Raw genomic sequence first — 18,717 nt, 5'->3', positions numbered from 1 at the left:
GGGTACGGGCGGTGAGCAGGGCCGGCGGCCGGGCGGTTGCGGACATGAAGAAGGGCCCGCCCCCGGGGTGCTTGAGGGGGCGGGCCCTCGACGGTTCCCGAGGCAGGCCCGGTGCGGGCCCTGGACAGAACCAATGCCACGGTCAACGACGAACGGGACCAGGCGAACCCAACAACGCCGGGCCGAACGAGAGGACAACCAGGCCGCCCTTGCTGCACAGGCTGGTGCCCGTAACCGGCCGGCCGCTGCGGCGGTTGCACTGGTCATGACGTCCTCTGCGCTGTCCGCGCCGCCGCCGCACTCCGATACCCATGCCACGACCAAGGCCTCCGACGGCGAGGAGCAGGCGCTGCGGCGGGCCGCCGACGCGGGCGAGGCGGCGGCCGGGTGGGTGCGCGGGCTGGCCAGCCGTCAGGGCGAGGAGGAGCATGCCCGGGCGTTGGAGCGGGTGGCGGAGGCGATCGTCCGGGCGAGCAGTTGTGAGATCCTCCCGGGCAGCGACGGTCTGCTGGCTGAGGAGCTGCGCTACACGCTGGCGGCGGACGTGGTGCTCGGTGCCTCGCACACCGTCGGCACCCGGCCCGAGCTCCATCCCGGTGAGCTGATGCCGCTGATCACCGTCTGCGCGCTCGCCGCCGCCTTCCCGTCCTGCGTGCTCGGCAATCTGGGGACCGAGCTCACCGCGCTTTCCGACGAGCTGGCCGCCGCCACCGAGGCCGGCCGGATCGCCACCGCCGCCGGCGCCGCCCGCGCGTGCCCCGCCCGGCGGCCCGGGACCCTCGGCTCCGACCATGCCGATCCGCTCGACCGCCTCGCCTACCGAAGCGTCTTCGACAGCGCCGCCGAGTCCTTCGAGGTCGCCCTCCACTACCAGGGCGGCCACGGCGAGAAGGCCCGCGCGCAGGCCCTGCACAATGCGCTCGCCGCTGCCGGAGGCGGCATCGCGGCCGCCGCCCTGCTGCGCGTTGCCGACGATCCCGCGCTCGGCCTCGACCCCGACCAATGGGAACACCTGCACCTCATCGCTGCCGAACTCAACCTGCGCGTCGTGGAAGACCTGGGAGGCGCGAACGGCGACGGCACCACCGACCCCACGCAGCCGTGACCGGCGTGACGACACTTCCGATCGCGCGGGTGCTCGCCGACACCGTCCGCTCCTCCCGCACCCCGCCGCCCGCTCGCGCTACGCGTTGCGCAGCGCGGCCGTGATGCCCAGCAGTGAGGTGGCGCGTGGCGCAGCGTCGACCACCGCTCGGGCCCTGTCGGTGTCGGCCTTCTCGGCCAGCACGTAGACGGGGCCGCTCTGGCCGGGCTCCGACTGGACCTGGTCCTGAACGGCCAGGACGAGGGCGCGGCTCGCGGCGTCGTCCTCGGCCGTGATGACGATCTGCCAGGGGCGGCCGAGGTGGTCGTAGGCGGTGCGCCGGGCAGGGCCGTACGGGGCGGGCCCCGCCGCGGGCTCGGGGAGCCGGTGATGGAGGCGGTGCAGTGCCTTGGCGTCCGGGAAGAGGAGCGGCGGGGCCAAGGCGGTGCGCAGCTCTCCGTCCAGCCAGGCGTCGTAGAGCGGGTCCGTGGCGGCGTGGACCTCGCGCCAGGCGGTGAACGTCGGCTCCTGGGCGAGCTCTTCGTAGAGGGCGTGGGCCCGGTCGGCGAGCTGGGTCAGTTCGACGGCGAGGTAGCGCTCCCCGGAGAGGCCGACGTCCTGGGCTCCGCCGTTGCGGCTGTGGCCAGCGGCGTGGCGGCCCGCCTGCTCCAGCGCGGCCTTGGCCTGGTCGAGGTCGGCGAGCGCGCCCGGGCGGCCGTGGCCGGTGCGGGCGAGCAGCTCGGCGTCGTCGGCCAGGTTCCGGGCCCGGACGCGGGCCCTGGCCGCGTCCAGTGCGCGGTGCAGCCGTGCGGCGCGCTCTCGGCAGATCGCCTCCTCGGCGCGCAGGCAGCACACGATGTGGGCCCAGGTCAGCCGGCTCGCCCGCGGCTCGGCCTGCTCGGTCTGCTTGCTCTTCACGGCGCGGCTGCCGGTGGGGCGGGCGGTGCGGTTGTCGATGGCCCGGGCGAGGATGCCGGCGGCCTGGGCCGCTCCGGCGCCGACCGGCAGGACCAGGTGGATCAGGTCGCGGTCGCGCTCGACGTGCCACCGCTCGTAGGTCTCCTGAAACCGGGCTTCGGGCTGCCGGGCGTCGTGCAGGAAGTCCTGGATCTCGTAGAGATGGAGCAGGGCCTCCTCCAGGCGCGGGCCGTCCGGCTCCGAGCGCTCCAGCCGGCCGTCGGCCGGGGCGAGTTGTGCGGGCAGCCGCCGGTGGAGATGGGTGTCCGAGACCCGGTAGGGCGCCAGGTCCGGAACGCTCATGCTCTCCAGGAGCCGGTTGCCGACGCGGGCTTCGCGGCGCAGCCGCACGACCAGGCGGTGGTCGGTGCGCGCGATGATGCGCTGCAGGTCGGCGAACGACGGCTCCCTGCTGCCGTTCTCGTACTTGCTGAGCGCCGCCTGTCCCAGTCCCACGTCCTCGGCCAGCGTGCTCTGGGACAGGTTCTCGCTACGCAGGCGGGCCCGGCCGAGGAGCCAGGACGCGCGGATCGCCGCGAACGGGTTCGGGTAGTGCGCCATTCAAGACCCCCATCAGCACGTATTCCAAAATGGACTACGAATATGACAGTTTCTGCTGCCGGTTGGCAAGCCCTTCTCCCCGCACGCACCGAAGCAATCCGCTGCCACCGTCCCGAGGTCGAGCCGCGCCCACGCCACCCTGCTCCGCGGGCAGTTGAGGCAGGATGCTGTCCATGAGCCACATACCTGTCAGCGGGCGCGTACTGCTCGGCCGGCCGACGAGCGGGAAGCAGCCGCTGCCGGCCGACGCCCCGGTCGGCGAGTTCGTCGCCCAGCTGCGCCGTGCCGTGCACACGATCGAATGCCGGGAAGCCGGGCCGGAGGCCGCCCGACAGCGCTTCGGTCTCTTCGCGGATCGCACCCAGGGCCGGCAGGTCCTGTTCGCCGACCCGGACCGGCTCCTCGCCGAGCACCCCGGCGAGGAGGAACTGCGGGACATGGTCCAGGCCGTGCGCGAGCGCGGCCCCGCCGTCGGCGTCGTCCTCATCCCGCCGTCGCGGTGACCCCAACGGACAGCTCGTCACCACACGGCACAGTTGATAGCCCACACCTTCCCTCCGCACCCGCCGACTCCGTCGGCGAATTCGCGACCGAAAGCCGACTCCGACGGTCCCGCTGCCGCCCAGGAGGAACCGGCGCAGTGCCGGCGCTACCACCGGTAGTCTTGCGTCAAAGCACGGCAGTCCGCACCCGCACCGAACCCGACCTGGTGGAGGACACGCATGCCCCGCCCAGCGAAACTCGGCATTGCGACAGCGACGATGTCGACCGGCGAAAAGCGCTACTACTTCATCCATGAAACGGTCGGCGACGATGGCCAGATGGCGGTCAGCTACGCCGATGCCTGGAGCCACCGGCCGAACCTCCCGCCGATGCGTATGCCGCCGGACTACTTCAGCGAGATCACCCTCTACCCGTGACCCGAAGCGAGAGACAGCGGAACGCCACCCCTCCCTCCCAGGGGCTTCCGTACGGTCGACACTACCGCCGATGCCTCCGAGATTGACCGACCGCCGCACGACGCCCGCCGTCGACCGGCCAGGAGGGCGGCTTGTCAGTGCGTGCTGAAACCCTGCCCCCGTGTTGATCCCCCTCGCCACCGCCCGCGCAACAGCCGCATCCGTGCTCACCGCGCCCCCACTGCGCTTCGCCGCCAACGGCCTCCACTCCAACTTCGTCCAGGACACCGGCCACATGTACCTGGGTGCCGCCGCGCTGCCCGGCGTCAAGCACAGCGGGGTGTGGCACGTCGACCGGGCCCAGCTCGACGCGGCCCTGCGGGACCTCGCGGCGGTGGCCGCGGATCCCGGACGGCTCGTTCCGCTGGGGCTGCCGTGGACCGGACTGAACCGGGGCTGCCGGTTCGACTCCGACTGGCGCCTGGCCGTACAGGGCGAAATCGTCGACCGGGCCGCTCGGGCCCGCCGCCGCGCGCCGGTGGCCGAACTCCTCGACGCCGGACTCGCCCCCGCGGCGCAGCGCCTAACGGTGAAGGAGCTCAAGCAGCTCCTGCTCGGGGCGGTGCGGGAACCCGACGAGCGTGACCCGCTGGTGGTGGCGGGCGTCGTCGTGATGGACGTGGTCCGTCGGCGCGGCGGCGTGTGGAGCATCCCCGCGAGGTGGGCGGAGGTCCTGGACCGGTGGCGCGCCGAGCACCTGGCGCTGCTCGCGCGGGCCCGGCGATGCGCCGGGTGCGGCACGGTGGCGAACCGGGACCAGGAGTGGGAGTGGCGATCGTCCGGCGCGGACGGCTGGATCACCCAGTGCCCCGCCTGCGCGGGCGGTGAGCACCCCGTGTACGGCGGTTCGATGCGGGGCGTGCGGTACACCAGCGAGCGGCGGCGGGCGACCCGTGCCGACCGCTATCTCTGCGCGGTGTGCGGCCTGCGGCAGGCCGCCGTCTGGGACCACTGCCACGAGCCCTCCCACCAGCTTGTTCGCGGGCCGGCCTGCGCGAGCTGCAACCAGGCCGAACGCTCCCAGCACGGCCTCTGGCGGACCTTCTGGAACCACGGCCCGGCCGTACAGCACCTGCTGGAGTGCAACGGCTGCCGCACCTCCACCACCCTGCCGCTGCGGCACCTGTCCGCGCTGGCCGGCGCCCGGCTCCGCGTCACCGCGCGGCACGACCGGTGCACCGCCGAACCCTCGGCCGTACTTGAGCAGCTCCCCGACGGGGGCTTCCTGGCCCGGTTGGAGTGCGCTGCCCACCCCGGCCGGGAGGTGCGGTGGGAGGAAGCCGTCAGCGGCGAGAAGATCACGGAATGGGTCGCGGACCTGGTGGCCGAGCACTCCTGACTACCGTGTCCAGCAGTCACCCGAGCCCGGCACCGGCCGGCGCACACTGGAGCTCCATGCGGTCCCGGCGCTGTGGCTGCTCTACCCGCCCGCCCTCGCTGCGGCCTACGGACGCCGCTACGCCGAGATCTACCCCGGCGCATGGGAGCGCGGCGGCGTCACGGCGGCCTGACGGAGTCAGGCACCACAGGCGCCAGCCGTCCCGCAAGGTCAGCTCCTTGCGGACCTTCCCCGCCTCCTCCAGGTCCCCCAGGGCGTCGCGCACCGAGCGGTCAACCCGCTGGTTCGGCACCGAGGCCGACGCCGTAGGCGCCGGGCACACCATCTGGGAGATCGCGGACCACGAGGTGACCGAGGTCCGACGGCTATCCACGATCAGTACGGAGGACGAAGGGCCCAAGACCACGCAGTCCGGTGACCCGGGCTACCGGACGCCTCCCCTTCCCCCCGGAAGTACTGGCCCGGCTCGACAACGCCGTTGACAGCATCGGGAGCTGACCCGTCGCCCTACCGCCCGCCGCGCGATCCAGACCGCTCGGGTCCGACCCAGGTAGCAGTACAGGGCGGCCGGTTCAGTCAGTCGCGGTGTCGGGCAGGACGGCGGCGCTGAACAGCCGACCGCCCAGGCCGAGCGGTCGACGGCTTTCGTGAACCGGCGCAGGACGCGGAAGGACGGGTGTCGCCTCCTGGAATGGGGAGCGGTCCACCGGCGCGAGGCGACGGTCCCAGCCTTCGTCCGCCGCCGGTACGCCTGCGGCGCACTCGGAAAAGGGCTGCCGCAGCGGGCGAGGTTCAGTCATGATCACCAGTCTGCCAGCCATTGCTGATCCTGATGTGCCCGATCGGCGGCAGTGCCTCCAGGGCGGCGCGGGCTACGCGCCTCACCCCACACTCCACCGGACCTGGGTCAGCACGTACTCCATCGCCACGATGCCTACGAGGTACACGACGCCGTTGACCGGCCCGAGCCACCACGGGGCCGCTCCCGTCGTGACCTTGAAGGCGGCGTAGAGGTAGGGGAGGATCCACCCCATGGCGAAAACCACACCGCCGATGATGGCCTGCTCGATCGGGCGGATCATGAAGAGCAGCGGTTCGTGTCCGCCCTTGGACCGCGCCGCTCCTGCGCGGATGAGGAACATCGCGACGACCAACCCGAGAGTGATGCCAAGACTGGGCAGGACCACGTGATCTCCTTCAGGAGCCGGGAGCTCGCTGGCTGCGCCTGCCCACCGGCCTAAGTGGTATCGAGAGTCTATCGGGCGGGCCGCCCTGGCCCGCAGCCGAACTGGGACAGCGAGAGACGCCGGTCAACGTACGGGTCGAGAACGTGCAGCACTGGTCCATGTTGACAGGTGAAGGGCTTTCCCGGGCTACGGGCTCCAGGAGCCGCCGCTCGGGCCGCAGGGTCTCACCCGCGCTGGCAACCCCGGGCAGTTCCTCGGCGCGCCCGGTACGCGCGCCGGTGGTTGCCCGCGGCACGGGGGCGCAGGTCGGTGCTGCACCCGGCGCAGGCCAGCCCCATCACGGCGGCCTGCCAGGCGTGCCAGGTCGGCCAGTCGGCCGCGAGCCCGAGCACCGCTCCGGCCGGAACCTCCGCGCCTGCCGCGTCCAGGCTCCACACCGCCAGGTCGAACTCGGAGTCCACCAGCGGGCCCAGGGCGGCCCGACGCACGGCCAGTGGGGCCTGGCGCCGGAGCGTCTCCAGCGCCGGTCCCTGGCGGACACGGACGTCGGCGCCGGGGCGGGATCGCCGGTGCGGCCACCTCGGCGGCCACACCGCCTGCATGAGGTGGTGCGGCACGCCCAGCACCGCGAGGTCGGCGGTGAGCACCTCCACGACGTTCGGTTTGGCGGCGGTGTCGCACCAGATCACCAGGCCGCCGCCCAGCACCACTGCCTGAGCCCGCGCCGCCTCGACCAGCCGCCGCCCGGGCAGCACTCGGATCAGCGGCGCGCGAGGGCCCCGCCCCGGTGCCACCGCCGGTCCGGACGCCGTCCCGGTCGCCCAACCCCGTCTCCCTCCCTGGTCGAACCGACGACCCCGGCAGCGGGCCGGCGGCCGGACCCACCGTGCCGGAGCGAGCCTGCCCCCTTTGGGCAAGCCGCTGGTCCCGACCGCCCGAAACGGCGCTCGAACGGGGCCCGCTCGGCGAATCGCCTCCGCCCGCGGCGCGGATTCGGCATGATCGGAGTACGTACGGTCTACAGGCACGATCCAAGTGGAGGGAGCGTGGATGGCCGGGCACGGCTACCGGATGGTCGAGGCCCGCACCCGGCACGGGAAGCGGGTGCTCGCCCGCGAGATCGACCAACTCTCGCCGGACTCCAAGCCGCTGACGTGCCGCTACTGCGACGTCCGGGTGGAGGGCGTCGGCGAGCACTTTCGGGGCAAGGACGGGCCGAGGCCGACCGCCGTCGCCTCGCACTTCCGCCTCGACGATGGCCGGCAGCACGCCGCCGAGTGCGCCTACAACGCCGACGAGGTCCTCCGCGCCATCGCCCGCGCTTCCCAGGGGCTGGCCCAGGTCGACGACGCAGGCCGGCTGCGCCTGGTCCTGCCTTCCGACCCGAGCGACGCCGCTCCCGCTCGGCCGCAGCCCGGCGCCGGAGAACCCGGCGGCGGGCGGGGTGGGTCGCTGGTCTTCACCACCGTCCGCCCGGCGGTCCCGCCCGCGCTGAACTCCGCCGCCAAGATCGCCCACTTCCTGTCCCTGCACGGTTTCGACCCGAAAGCCGCGAACCGCTTCCGCGTCCTGTACGGGGACGCGACGCGTCCGATCCCCTGGTCCCGGTTCTGCTACCCCGCCCAGGCGTCCGCCGGCCTGCACCAACTGCTTGCCGGCGGCCTGACGCCCCGCCACCCGGTAGCCGTCCACGGCACCGTGCAACGTGTCTCGGACACCACCCGCCCCACCGCCTACGCCACGCTCGTCCCCGCAGCGCCCCGGCCCGGCGGGCGACCGTTCGCCGTCCGGCTGCGCACCGACCGGCCCGCGCTGCTGAGCACTCTCCGGCCCGGGAGCTGGGTTCTGGCGGTTGGCACCTGGTCGCTGTGGCCGCAGGCGGACGAGATGCGGTTGTGGCTGAGCGCCCACTGGCAGCTCGCCCATTGGGATACCGACCCCGACACCGGGGAGCCCACCGTCATCGCCTGCCCGCCACCCCTGCCGCCCGAACCCCCGCGCCCGCGCCCCCGCGCCCTGTCGCGAGCCCGGTACGACGCCCGCGAACGGCACCGACCCCGCTGGCCCGGCCATCCGCCGTCACGCCGTCGGCTGCGGTCCCGAACGACGGCGACTACCTGCTCGCACCACCCCTACCGCCCGCCGCCCCTGCCGACGGTCCAGTGAGCGCCCCGCCGCCGCCCTCCTACGCCCCCACCGTGCACCTGACCGACGACAGCTGATGGGCATTCGCAGGCTCCGACGCGGCGCAGCGGTCGCCGGTACCCTTACCGCGGAGCACAGCAGGCCCTACCCGCACCGAACTCGACCCGATGGGGGAACCCATGCCCGGACCGCAGAAGATCGGGACTGCGGCGGCGACGCTGTCGACCGGCGAGAAGGCCTACTTCTTTGTCTACGACGTGGATGTCGAGGATGGTCTGATGGGGGTCAAGTACGCCGACGCCTGGCAGCACAGTCCGCACCTTCCGCCGATGCGCGTCCGCCCGAACTGCTTCAGCAAGATCACGCTCTACCCCACGGCGAAGGGCTGAGCCGGAACACGGCGAGCCCCCGGTCACGGGGCTCGGAGCGGGGATGGGGCAGGTACCTCGCGGGTCACGTTCCGGGGCGGCGGGTCAGGGATCGAGGAGGACCCAACCGCGCAGTGGGTACTCGGCCTGTCCGTTGGCGGCGAGGTGGTCGGGTGTCCGCGCGACGGCAGGTCGCCGACGGCCGCTCGTAAGGGGCGGGTGATCTCAACGTGTCGCACGCGCTGCCTGGCCCGCCCGGCCCGCTGGAACAGCGGATGGTGGGGACCGTTGGCCCCTGCGAGGCGCGAGGCCGTCGAAGCACCGAGGTACGGCTCCCGGAGGCCGGTCGGGCGGGCTTCCAGCGGGGCTGGCGACGGACGGGCCGGACAGCGGCGGCGAGATGGCAGAGGTCGGCCGCAAGGCGCCGGCAGGCGGTGGCGTGGGAGGGCACCTGCCGGTGATGGCCCGGATGTGCGTCTCGGGACCGGCAGGTGCCACGAGCAGCCTACCTAGCCTGGTCTGGCCGACAACGCACCGGGAGGCGGCAACCGGCTGACGCGGACGGCCAGGGGCGGGCCGAGGCCGGACGGCTCAGCGACCAGAGCCGGGCGGCCTGACAAGGGCGGCAGCGGCGCCCGCCCCGGGACCGGCGGCGCAGCAGCAGAGCCGACTACGGACGGACCGGCTGACGCGGGCGGCCGGGGGCGGGCCGAGGCCAGCGGGGTCGCAGCAAGGCGCGAGCGTCAACCCGGACACGGGCGGGCGGCCGAGGCGGGCGGAGGCGAGGTGCACGCTGTTGAGGTCGGTGACGGTGACGGTGTGGTTCATGTTGGCTTTCTCCATCGAGGGGTCAGTAGGAAATGTCGATCGCCTTAATTCCGGTGAATTCCACTACGAGGAGGTTCGCGGCGCGTGATCCGCTGTTCTGGAAGTACACCTCCTGGAATCCTTTGGCCATGATCTCGCGCATCTTTTGGTCGCTCTCGCCCTTGTCCTGGGCGGCGAAGAGGCGCTCGGCCCACTGCGGGGGGAGGTGGACGGTCAGGTGCCGCAGCCGGGCCTCGTCGGTGGTGCCGACCGGGGCGGTGTAGCCGAAGTACGCCCACACCTCCACCGTGATGCCGCCGGTGGCGGCGGCCTTCTTGCGGGCCTGACGGCGGATGCCGGGCTGCCACACCTTCTTCAGCTCGCGCAGCAGGGCCTCGCGCAGCGCGGCGCGCGGGTGCTTGCGCTGGCCCTTGAGGTAGCGGCGCACGGTGTTCGGGTCGATGCCCAGCCGGTCCGCGACGGCCTTCTTGTCGCCCTTGGCGGCCTTGACGAGGGCCCGCATCTGGGCCTGCGCGGACTTCGGCAGGGCCTGGGTGAAGTGCTCGGGCGCGGCCCGGTCGATGGCATCGGTGATCTTCTCCACGGCCCCTCCTACTTCCCGTCGACGTCGCTGGAGTCGTAGCCCTTGATGTGGCGGGCCGGGTTGATGGGCTGGTCGCGCTCGAGCCAGTCGACGACGGTCAGCATCTGCTGCACACCCTCGACCTTCGACAGGCCCGGGGTGGCGCCGAGGCGGAACGTACCGGGCAGCACCTTGCCGGAGCCAGTGAGCGGCAGGAAGTCCAGCGGGCTGCTGCCGGGAGACGCGTACACGACGCAGTCGTTGTTCACGCCGAGCGGGTACCGGCCGTTCGCCTTCGCCAGGTTGGCCATCTTGCGGTGCATGTTCACCCGGGCCTTGGCGATGACCGCGGCCCGGATGTCCGGGCGCCAGGTCGGCCGCTCCAGCGCCGACCACGGCTCCCCTGGCTTGTAGGTGAGGCCCTGGGGGCGCTCGCGCAGCTTGCCGATCCCGAACTTCACCGTCGACTTCACCGCGGAGAGCACCGTGGCGATCTGGTGGTGCCGCCACACGGCTGAGGAGAGCTGGTCGTCGCCCAGCTCCGCCAGGTGCCCCAGACCCTCGGCGGCCAGCGCGGCGCGCAGCGCGCCGAGATCGCTACCCGCACCCTTGAGGAGGCGGTGGGCGGTCATCGCGGCCAGGAAGGCGCGCTCGTCGGCCTCCTTGTCCACCGGGATGCCGGCCTCGGCCATCGTGGTGACGTAGGCCTCGCGCAGGCGGTCGTGCCACGGGTCCAAGTAGGCGCCGGCCTTCTCGCGCAGGTAGGCCTCGATCGGAGCGACATCATGGCCGAGCTCGATGGCGTACGCGACCGTGGCGGTGGTGTACCAGGCCGGACCCTCGGGGGGCTTGCCGGTCGGGGTGAACGGGGAGGGCAGGCGCGGGTCGGTCGGGATGTGGGAGAGGTCGACGAACCAGGAGCCGGGCGTCTTCTTGTCGAACACCGGGTTGGTCACGTGGACCGGGCCAGACAGGCCGACGCTCAGGCGGGCGGCGGCGGCGAGGTAGGCGGTGTTGATGTCGATGCCCACCGCGAACGGCTCCACCATCTCCGCCTCGGAGAGCGTCTCCACCGGCCGGATCCACTGGTACGACTCCTCGTCCAGGAACCCGCCCTCCCAGCCCTGCGCGGCCGGGTGCTCCGTCAGCACCTCCGGCGGCGCCGCCTCGTAGACCTCGGTCAGCGCGCCCGGGTTCGGCGCGGACACCCACCCGCCCGTCGCCTCGTCGCGCACCGCCCGCGTGGGCGGGCGCAGCGCGGTCATCAGCTCCAGGCCGCAGGTCGCGGTGGAGCCGCGCGGGGTGATGACCCGCTGGGCGTAGACGCCGAGGACGCGGGCCAGGTCCGGGGCCGGGAGCTGGTCGGCGTTGCCCCAGGCCCGGGTGTCCAGGGCCCGCCACGGCAGGACGGCGAGCTGCACGCACTGCCGGCGGCCGTCCTTGACGGGCTTGTAGATCCGCGCCCACGGGCCGAAGCCGCGGCGGGTGAGCTGCCACTTCGAGCGGGCCAGCGCCTTGACCACCTTGTGGTCCTCCGGCAGCCGCTGCGAGCGGCGGGTCGCCGGGTCGTCGTCCAGCGTGGCCGGCAACCCGAACCTCTCGGCCGCTTCGGCGGTCAGCACGACCAGCGGGTCGCCGTCCCGGCCGTTGCGGTGCAACCGGGCGGTGCCCAGCCCGGACTCGGTCAGCGTCCAGGTGACCAGTTGCGCCAGGGTGGTTGCCGGGCACTCCAGCAGCAGGCCGCCGACCCCGTAGGCGGTGCCGTCACCGTCCAGCACCACCAGCGGCCCGTTCGGGAACTGGCCGTCGAAGTACGGCGCCGGACGCGCGGCACGACGCAGCGCAGGTCCGCCCGGACGCGCCGCAGCGGGCCGGGCCGCCGGGACGGAGGGCGCCTGCGGGGCGGCCTCGGCGGACTCCTCCACCGCGTCGGCAGCCGGCTCCGGCGCGCTCACCACCGGCGCCGGGGCGAACGCGGCCGGCACCTGGTCGACCGTCGAGGCGGCCGGGGCGCTCTCCGGGGCCGGATACTTCACCGCCCAGCCCTCCAGCAACCTGACGTACGCCTCCAGGCGCGGCGACCGGGGCGCCGAACGGCCGTTCTCGTAGTTCTTCACCGTCTGCACCGTCGACTGCAGCGCCTTCGCCAGCTGCGCCTGGGTCACCCCGGCCGCCTCCCGAAGGCGCGCCCGATCGGCCGGCTCCGGCAGCTGCGGCCCGGGTTCCGCCCCGGCCAGCAGCGCGTCCACCGCCGCGAAGAGTTCGTCCTGCGTGGGCATGAAGCCTCACCTCCAGGATCAACCTAGCACGCCATTAGCCATTCAGGTTATCCGTTGGCTTTTACCTATGAATTTAGCCTTTGTTGAACCTTATTTTCATATAGGTTCCGCGTCGCTCCCACGCCCGGGTGATCTGTTGTCCACTGGGGCCCGGACGACCCTCGAGCCGGACGCGGGGTGAACTCCCCACGGCCACGCACGCGACCGGACCCGGGCGAGGCCCTGGGCAGGCGAGGGCGGCTCGCGAGCGAGCCCCATCACTGTTGATGCGAGGATGGGCCAGTGAAGAAATCAGGCCGGTCGTGGCAAGCGGTGGTGATGCCGTCGGCAGTCGAGGCTCTGCCCCGCGACGCGCGAGGGTTTCCGATCTCGTGGGCGACGCTGTGGGACTCCGGCCGTGAGAAGAGGACGGCCTGGCCATCCCCAGGCTCGAGCTCCGGCCGGGAGGTCGGCTGCCCATGCTGGCCCGGCCGCGGGCTGCCCGTGTTCGGTCAGCTGTGCGTCGTACGCCAGCGCACCTGCATGCGGCGACGCCGCTGCCAACTGTGCGGGCACCCCATCCCCAGCGACCGGGCCCTGTTCGTCGCCGGCCGCCCCGAAGGGCTCGCACAGCCGGTGAGCGAGCCGCCCCTGCACGCCGACTGCGCCGCTTACGCGCTGCGGGTGTGCCCGCGTCTGGTCACCGGGCACCACACCGGACAGGTCTACGTGGCCGAGAGCACCGAATACCATCTGCTGGAGGAACGCATCACCGTGCGAGCGGACGGCTCCCTGACCACCCACGTCAGCCTGCCCGGCGAACACCCCGGAACCGACTTCGCGCCCACCGCCCTTCAGCGCTACCTCGCGCTCCCGAACTCGGGCTGGACCCGGGCCGACCAGTGGCTGAACGCGCAGACCTGACACCCTGACCGGGCCGAACCGGTGCGGGTCGGCGGCGGTATGGCCGGCGAGCCGGCGCAGCGGCCAGCAGGGTGACTAGGGATCCGGGCGTTGTTCCGGGTCGGCCCGCGGCGAGACGGGGCGGGCGGTCGTCTATGACGCAGCCGGGCAACTGGCCGGGGACCGAGGGGCTGCCAGCTCGGCGGGCTGGCTGGCGGGTACGAAGAGGCCAGGGCTCGCTTGTCCCCGGCACGAGACCGGGACACGCCGGAACCGGGGCGGGGGCAGCGGAAGGGCCGACGCCGCGGGCGCCGAGAGAACCGGCGCCGGCACCGGTGGTGAAGGGGCGGCTGGCAGGGGCCTGAACGGGCGCGGGACCGAGGCACAGCCGGGCGGCAATCGGATTGTCCGAGGCGGGCGCCGGGTGGATCGAGGTCGGCTGCCGGCCGGCGGGGACCGTACGGTCGACGTCTCGCAGCACCAGGCGGTCGGCGGCCCGGACCCCGGCGGCCCTGGCGCTGTCCCGGGTCGGCAGACCGCCAGCGGGGCGACGGGACCGCCAAGAACGGGTGGACGGACGGGGGCTGCGGAGCACCGGGTGGACAGAGGCCGGCTGATGCCTGCCGGGCGGCCAGAGGCGGGGCCGCCGAGAACGGCATGGCGCTGGCCGACGGAGGGCGTGAGCGGGGCGCCCTAAGCCGGTTCGCTGACCAAGCACTGGCTTCCAGAACCTGCTGTTCACGCACAGCACCTCGCGCGCCCACCCTCCCGGCTTCACTTCAGACCCGGGTGGGGTGACCTGCGTCTTCTGGGTTCAGAGACCGGCAATCATCCGGCGGTGCCCGGGGCGGTCTCCAGCGCGAGCCGCGCCCACTGTGCGTGGACCTCGTCGAGCGCCGTCCTGCGGCTCTTGCGGCGCCGACCCAGCATCAGATCGGCTGCCGCCTCGCGCACCGCCGGCCCGTCGAGGTCCAGCACCTCGAGCAGCGATCCGAGGTCCTTCGCCATCCGGGCCGGGCTCCGACCCACTGGGTAGTCGAAGCTCTCCCCGATCAGCTCCAGCGTCGTACGCAGCGCGGATGGCGGGTTCGTCTCGTCCTCGGCCGCGGTGCGCAGTGCAGCGGTGGTGTCGCGTAGGGCTTTGAGGGCCCAGGCGGGCAGGGGGTAGAGGACGGCCTGGGCGGCGGTGTCCGGCGTGGTGTGGAGGAGGCGCGCGGCGAGGTCCTCGAGGAGGTCTGCGGCGGTTTCCAGGGTGAGAGCGGGCAGCGGGTAGTCGCGGGGGCGCAGGCTGGCGGCGCGCGCGGTGAGGCCGAGGACGTCGGCGAGGTAGGGGGCGGGTCGGATCCAGGCGGGGGTGGCGGGCAGGATCCTCGGCAGGTCCAGCACCAGCGGGCTCGTCCGCGCCGGCGCCGTGGTCGCGATGGTGCGCCGGCCGCGGCGCCAGGGCTCGCCGCCGGGCGTCCGGAAGACGCGGCCGGGCCGGGTGCGCAGGTCCTCGTGCTCGGCGCTGGCCAGGTGGCGCAGCAGGGTGTCGAGTTGTGTCTCGGTGTGCCGGCCGGGCCGGGCGGACTCGGCGACGGCCAGGGCTGCGTCGAGGTGCCCGGCGATCTCGGGAACCTCCGCGCGCCAGGCCGGGCTCGTGCTCCGCTCCTGGATGCTGGCGCGCAGCCGGTCGACCCAGGTCCACCGCGCGCCCTCCGGCCGGCAGGAGATGAGCCAGAGACGGAAGTACTCCTCGAGGATCTCGGGGGCGGGACGGTGGTCGAGCATGGTGCCGCAGGCGTAGTGCGTACGGTCGTCGGCGTCCCGGAGCCGCAGGAGGTGAAGCCCTCCGAAATCCCGGGCCAGGATCTCCCCGTGATGGCGGCAGGCGTAGATCACCCACCGAGGGCGCGGGGGCTTGTGATGGGTCTGCCGGGCTGTGGCGTGGGTGGCGGGCGCTGGACAGTGGGTGAGACGGCGGATGGTCGGCGGCACGGAGCTCCTCAGGATTCGGCGGGGTCCGTTCGACGGGATCCCGGCGACGGCGGGCGTACGGCAGGGGTACCCGGCGGGCAGTACGGCACGGCCACGCGGCCCGCCGGGCCGTCCCGACGGCGCAGCCGGGGGCTGGTGCGGCCTGGGCTGACTTCGCCGAGCCGGTACACGGTGGGCGGGGTGGCTATCGCGTCGGGGCCAGCAGCCCGGGCCGCGGCGAAGGGGCGGCCCAGGTCCGGGCCGCCCCCTTCCATCGTTGCCCGTCGCTCAGCCGAGGTCGGCGGACGCCAGGGCCACCGCGAGCACCAAATACGGGGTGGCTTGCAGGCACTGCTCAGCCATCATGCTCGGGTCGGACGTCCCGCTCGCCTCAGCCAGCGCCAGCAGCCCGGCACCGATGGCCGCGCCGAGAGCCGCGTCCAGGACCTCGTCCGCCGTGTACTCCCCGCACGATGCCAGCTCGCGCACCAGGGCGGCGGCCCGCGCCGGATCGCCGCGCCACAGCTCGGCGACCTCGTCACCGACGCCCGCAAGATCGATGACCGCAGCCTGCTCTGCGGTCGGCAGCGGCACCGGCCAGGCGACTCCGGGCTCCTCCACGATCTCCTGTGCCCGCGCCAGCGCCACCCGCGCCGCGCTCGTCCGCCGGGCCTGCTCCCGCTCCCGCTCGACAGCAGCCGGCCACCGGGCCTCGTCCTCAACCTGGGCCGCCTCCAACAACGGGCCGGCCGTACCACTGAGGTAGACCAGCGGCAGGGGATCCACCACGACCGCTTCCTGCCCGGGCGGGGCGTCCGCGACAGGCTGGTACAGCGCCTGCGCCGCCGAAGCGCAGGCACAGACCGCCGTGGTCAGGGCGGCGATCAACCGGGCGTGGCGACGTCGGCGGGCGGGCAGGTCCAGGCGGGCGGGGATCGCGGTCACCCCCGCACTATGCCGCGCCCTGCCCGTCGACGCCGCCCGTTCCTGAGAACACCGATCTGGCCGACCACAAACCGCCCATCGGCCGGTCAAATAGCTTAGAAATCTGACCACTTACCGCGCAAAAGCCGCTCGCAAGCGGTCAGCTCTGCTGATAGGACGCTTGGGCAACTCCGTCAGGCGGCCGGGTAAGCGGGCGCTGGACGAAGCGCGGCGCCGGCGGCGCGCGCGGCACCGCCAGGTCGAGGCCGGGCTCCTCGCGCCGGACAGGCAACCCGCTGGCTTCCGCACCTCATTCAGTGGCCGGGAGATACTCCGTGGCCGCGTACCGCAGGAACTCCGGGTGCGTGAAGAGCTCGCGAGCCCTCTCGTCCGTCAGCGACCCGCCAGCGGATCTCTCGCTCGTCCACACCCCAGAGGGTTCACGCGTCCACACGATCTCACCGCGTACCACCCTGTCACCGGGCGCGAACCTCTCGGGGACGTCCGGGAACGGAAGCGCCGGGAGCTGCGCGGGGTCGAGGGTGCGCATCGGGTCAACCTCGTACTGCTCAAGGCCGCTGACGAGGCGTGACATCGGGAACAGGTAGTAGCGCTCCTGCTTGACCGGCACCTCCCGTGGGGGATCCAGGTAGCGCAGTCCGAGCCGGTAGTCGTCGCGCCGCACGTTCTCGCACTCGATCACCACAGCGGTGCCGCGGACTTCCGGATAGACCACAACATCTCCGACGGCCAGGTCCATGACTCGCAGCCGGTAGCCGCCACCGGCCTCCCGGAGTGGCGCACTGCGCTCGGCCGGGCTTCTGAACTCTCTGGTCACTGAGTTGTCCTTTCGTACGATGCGGGGTCCGGGCACTCGCCCGGGACCGTTCGGTCTGACCAGCGGGGCCGGAGCGGGCACGGCCGACGTGGCAACACGGCGATGGGGTGGTCCGGTCGAGCAACAATCGCCCCGTCGTGGCCCGACGGTCATGCCGTGAGCGTGAGCTTCTGCACGGCTTCGACTTCGGCGGCGAGGCTGGCGCTGGCGCGCGCAAGGTCCGCCTTGGCCTTGCGCAGAGCCTCACGAGTCCTTTTCAGCTGTGCTGCCTGACGCTTCTCCAGGTCAGTGAGCCGCCCGATCTGTGTCTGCCAGTGCGCGACCTGTCCAGCGCGGATGACCACGCGTGGCCGGTGGGGTCTGGCCGCGCGCCGGGTGTCGTCCTGCTCCGTCGTCAGCTGAACCTTGGCGAACTCCAGGAACTCGCTCCGCACGACGTACTTGGTGCGTCTTGCGGCGGGGCCCGTGAGAAGAACCAGCTCGGGGAAGTCTTTGGGATGCCGGGACCGCCAGTTCGAGACGGCGGCGCGGGTGACGCCGACGAGTGCAGCCCCCTCTGCGAGGTGGATGAGCTCGCTCTCCCGGCCCTGGTAGTCAGCTCGCAACCATTCGACGGGTTCCACAGAACTCCCTTGCAACGTTTCGAATATCAGGGCCGGATCGCCTCAGGTCCCTCTGGCCGGGGTCGAACCGGCGACGACCGGCTTATAAGACCGGCGCTCTGCCAACTGAGCTACAGAGGGGAGGCCGTGCCTCGGCCCAAAGGGGCGCGGGACGGCGGCTGCGATGCTGGGCTTCCGGTGAGCGGGAAACCCAACACAAAATAATTTACAGCTTTAATGATGAAAGCGCAAGGTTGTGCTGCTCTGGGCGACGGCCGACCGGATCGGACGCGGACGTGCGAGCGGACGAATGCGAGCTGGGACGGGCCGGCCGGGCCCTTCCAATGCGGCACCGGAACAAGCCAAGACGCGCAGGAACGGCAGCGGGCGGTCACCGTCGCCGCGCGACGGCGGGTTTGGCCAGCCGCCACCACCGCCCGGCCTGCGCCCCATGGCGGACCAAACGGCCCGCAGGCCCTTGCGTTCTTCACGCCGCTCCAGGGCCTCGTACGGCCAACCGGCTCACCCGCGCTGACCAGCATGCTGCGCGACGCGGGCGGAGCCGCGGCGTCGCGATCGGAATCGGGGCGACCGCGACGCTGCCGCGGTTCGAGGCTCGGGGGCAGATCGCCCTGATCGCGGTCTGTGCGACGGCGGCTTCCATGCCGGGCGCGGTGGTCGGCGACCTCGTCCGGGAGTTGGTCGCCCTCGCCGGAGTGATGGCGGCCAGCGTCGCCGTGGGTCTGGCTGGCGCCCCTGTGGCCCCGCCGGCATCGCCTCGCCCTCGGGGCGGGTGACCGTACCGACATGCGCGGGCGGGTGTGGAATCGGTGTCCACCTCGCCGACCTGGCAGCATATCGATCACTGATGTCGATCGGAAGAAGTACTGATGAACCGCAGTGAACTGGTGTCCGCCGTCGCCGAGCGCGCCGAGGTGACCCGCAAGGACGTCGACGCCGTGCTGGCCGCCTTCGGCGAGGTCGTCGGCGAGGTCGTCGCCAAGGGCGAGGAGAAGGTCACCATCCCCGGTTTCCTGACCTTCGAACGCACCCACCGCGCTGCCCGCACCGCCCGCAACCCGCAGACCGGCGAGCCGATCCAGATCGCGGCCGGTTACGGCGCCAAGGTCAGCGCGGGCTCGAAGCTCAAGGAAGCCGCCAAGGGCTGACCCCTGCGGTGCCCGTGGCCGACTCGGTCGGCCACCGGCCCCCCGCCGCCCCGGCGGGGCCCCGGCAGCCCGCGCCC

17 protein-coding genes and 1 tRNA gene are annotated in these 18,717 nt (G+C 72.9%); 8 read left to right on the top strand and 10 right to left on the bottom strand.

Translation table 11 applies throughout. The annotated features are described in order from the left end of the window. Positions 1-265 precede the first annotated feature (265 nt). Positions 266-1,105, top strand: a complete 840-nt coding sequence (locus ACFRMQ_RS21745; RefSeq protein WP_380732175.1) for a hypothetical protein — start codon at positions 266-268, stop codon at positions 1,103-1,105. Positions 1,106-1,183: 78 nt separating this feature from the next. Here the strand turns inward: ACFRMQ_RS21745 and ACFRMQ_RS21740 are convergent, their stop codons facing one another. After that, positions 1,184-2,602, bottom strand: a complete 1,419-nt coding sequence (locus ACFRMQ_RS21740) for a helix-turn-helix domain-containing protein (RefSeq protein WP_380732174.1) — start codon at positions 2,600-2,602, stop codon at positions 1,184-1,186. 173 nt (positions 2,603-2,775) lie between these two features. Between ACFRMQ_RS21740 and ACFRMQ_RS21735 the strand changes: the two genes are divergently transcribed. The 3 genes from ACFRMQ_RS21735 (at position 2,776) to ACFRMQ_RS21725 (ending at position 4,900) form a co-directional block, all read left to right on the top strand. Beyond that, positions 2,776-3,105 carry a hypothetical protein gene (locus tag ACFRMQ_RS21735; protein WP_380732173.1) on the top strand — a complete coding sequence of 110 codons (330 nt, stop codon included), beginning with the start codon at positions 2,776-2,778 and terminating at the stop codon, positions 3,103-3,105. A 219-nt stretch (positions 3,106-3,324) separates the two neighbouring features. Continuing rightward, positions 3,325-3,522, top strand: coding sequence for a hypothetical protein (locus ACFRMQ_RS21730; RefSeq protein WP_380732172.1), 198 nt, complete (start codon positions 3,325-3,327; stop codon positions 3,520-3,522). 160 nt (positions 3,523-3,682) lie between these two features. Continuing rightward, entirely contained in the window at positions 3,683-4,900 is a 1,218-nt protein-coding gene (locus ACFRMQ_RS21725; RefSeq protein WP_380732171.1) for an endonuclease domain-containing protein, read from the top strand. 881 nt (positions 4,901-5,781) lie between these two features. Here the strand turns inward: ACFRMQ_RS21725 and ACFRMQ_RS21720 are convergent. Together ACFRMQ_RS21720 and ACFRMQ_RS21715 are read right to left on the bottom strand one after the other, a co-directional pair. Next, on the bottom strand, positions 5,782-6,087 hold the full coding sequence (locus tag ACFRMQ_RS21720) for a hypothetical protein (RefSeq protein ID WP_380732170.1): 306 nt from the start codon (positions 6,085-6,087) through the stop codon (positions 5,782-5,784). 224 nt (positions 6,088-6,311) lie between these two features. Next, positions 6,312-6,842, bottom strand: coding sequence for a hypothetical protein (locus ACFRMQ_RS21715; RefSeq protein ID WP_380732169.1), 531 nt, complete (start codon positions 6,840-6,842; stop codon positions 6,312-6,314). 295 nt (positions 6,843-7,137) lie between these two features. On the opposite strand from ACFRMQ_RS21715, the gene ACFRMQ_RS21710 reads away from it, so the two are divergent. Together ACFRMQ_RS21710 and ACFRMQ_RS21705 are read left to right on the top strand one after the other, a co-directional pair. Continuing rightward, on the top strand, positions 7,138-8,253 hold the full coding sequence (locus ACFRMQ_RS21710; protein ID WP_380732168.1) for a hypothetical protein: 1,116 nt from the start codon (positions 7,138-7,140) through the stop codon (positions 8,251-8,253). A 158-nt stretch (positions 8,254-8,411) separates the two neighbouring features. Beyond that, positions 8,412-8,621, top strand: coding sequence for a hypothetical protein (locus ACFRMQ_RS21705; protein WP_380732167.1), 210 nt, complete (start codon positions 8,412-8,414; stop codon positions 8,619-8,621). 829 nt (positions 8,622-9,450) lie between these two features. On the opposite strand, the gene tpg is transcribed toward ACFRMQ_RS21705, so the two are convergent. Further along, on the bottom strand, positions 9,451-10,011 hold the full coding sequence (gene tpg / locus ACFRMQ_RS21700) for a telomere-protecting terminal protein Tpg (protein WP_380732166.1): 561 nt from the start codon (positions 10,009-10,011) through the stop codon (positions 9,451-9,453). Between the two features lie 8 nt (positions 10,012-10,019). Further along, positions 10,020-12,269 (bottom strand): telomere-associated protein Tap, encoded by a 2,250-nt coding sequence (gene tap, locus ACFRMQ_RS21695; protein ID WP_380732165.1) that lies wholly within the window; start codon positions 12,267-12,269, stop codon positions 10,020-10,022. A gap of 615 nt (positions 12,270-12,884) precedes the next feature. Here tap and ACFRMQ_RS21690 point away from each other — a divergent pair. Beyond that, complete coding sequence (locus ACFRMQ_RS21690) at positions 12,885-13,172, top strand: hypothetical protein (RefSeq protein ID WP_380732164.1); 288 nt, start codon at positions 12,885-12,887, stop codon at positions 13,170-13,172. A gap of 807 nt (positions 13,173-13,979) precedes the next feature. Here the strand turns inward: ACFRMQ_RS21690 and ACFRMQ_RS21685 are convergent. From ACFRMQ_RS21685 to ACFRMQ_RS21665, 5 genes are all read right to left on the bottom strand, one after another. Then, on the bottom strand, positions 13,980-15,032 hold the full coding sequence (locus ACFRMQ_RS21685; protein ID WP_380732163.1) for a hypothetical protein: 1,053 nt from the start codon (positions 15,030-15,032) through the stop codon (positions 13,980-13,982). Positions 15,033-15,395: 363 nt separating this feature from the next. Beyond that, positions 15,396-16,052 carry a hypothetical protein gene (locus ACFRMQ_RS21680; RefSeq protein ID WP_380732162.1) on the bottom strand — a complete coding sequence of 219 codons (657 nt, stop codon included), beginning with the start codon at positions 16,050-16,052 and terminating at the stop codon, positions 15,396-15,398. A gap of 289 nt (positions 16,053-16,341) precedes the next feature. Further along, entirely contained in the window at positions 16,342-16,869 is a 528-nt protein-coding gene (locus ACFRMQ_RS21675) for a hypothetical protein (protein WP_380732161.1), read from the bottom strand. A 149-nt stretch (positions 16,870-17,018) separates the two neighbouring features. Then, positions 17,019-17,492: a hypothetical protein gene (locus ACFRMQ_RS21670; protein ID WP_380732160.1), complete on the bottom strand. Its 474-nt coding sequence runs from the start codon at positions 17,490-17,492 to the stop codon at positions 17,019-17,021. A gap of 47 nt (positions 17,493-17,539) precedes the next feature. Then, positions 17,540-17,612 (bottom strand) — tRNA-Ile (locus ACFRMQ_RS21665). A gap of 749 nt (positions 17,613-18,361) precedes the next feature. Here ACFRMQ_RS21665 and ACFRMQ_RS21660 point away from each other — a divergent pair. Further along, entirely contained in the window at positions 18,362-18,640 is a 279-nt protein-coding gene (locus tag ACFRMQ_RS21660; RefSeq protein WP_380732159.1) for an HU family DNA-binding protein, read from the top strand. Positions 18,641-18,717: the final 77 nt, after the last annotated feature.

It is taken from the genome of Kitasatospora sp. NPDC056783 (genome assembly GCF_042789895.1).
Taxonomy (GTDB): Bacteria; Actinomycetota; Actinomycetes; order Streptomycetales; family Streptomycetaceae; genus Kitasatospora.
The sequence above is the reverse complement of the archived record's forward strand: the minus strand, read 5'-3'. Positions and strand labels throughout refer to the sequence as shown.

What these genes read in the sequence shown, in the direction of transcription:
- ACFRMQ_RS21660 (WP_380732159.1), top strand. Translation starts at nt 18,362, where the DNA reads ATGAACCGCAGTGAACTGGTGTCCGCCGTCGCCGAGCGCGCCGAGGTG.
- tap (WP_380732165.1), bottom strand. Translation starts at nt 12,269, where the DNA reads ATGCCCACGCAGGACGAACTCTTCGCGGCGGTGGACGCGCTGCTGGCC.
- ACFRMQ_RS21745 (WP_380732175.1), top strand. Translation starts at nt 266, where the DNA reads ATGACGTCCTCTGCGCTGTCCGCGCCGCCGCCGCACTCCGATACCCAT.
- ACFRMQ_RS21740 (WP_380732174.1), bottom strand. Translation starts at nt 2,602, where the DNA reads ATGGCGCACTACCCGAACCCGTTCGCGGCGATCCGCGCGTCCTGGCTC.
- ACFRMQ_RS21730 (WP_380732172.1), top strand. Translation starts at nt 3,325, where the DNA reads ATGCCCCGCCCAGCGAAACTCGGCATTGCGACAGCGACGATGTCGACC.
- ACFRMQ_RS21710 (WP_380732168.1), top strand. Translation starts at nt 7,138, where the DNA reads ATGGCCGGGCACGGCTACCGGATGGTCGAGGCCCGCACCCGGCACGGG.
- ACFRMQ_RS21735 (WP_380732173.1), top strand. Translation starts at nt 2,776, where the DNA reads ATGAGCCACATACCTGTCAGCGGGCGCGTACTGCTCGGCCGGCCGACG.
- ACFRMQ_RS21705 (WP_380732167.1), top strand. Translation starts at nt 8,412, where the DNA reads ATGCCCGGACCGCAGAAGATCGGGACTGCGGCGGCGACGCTGTCGACC.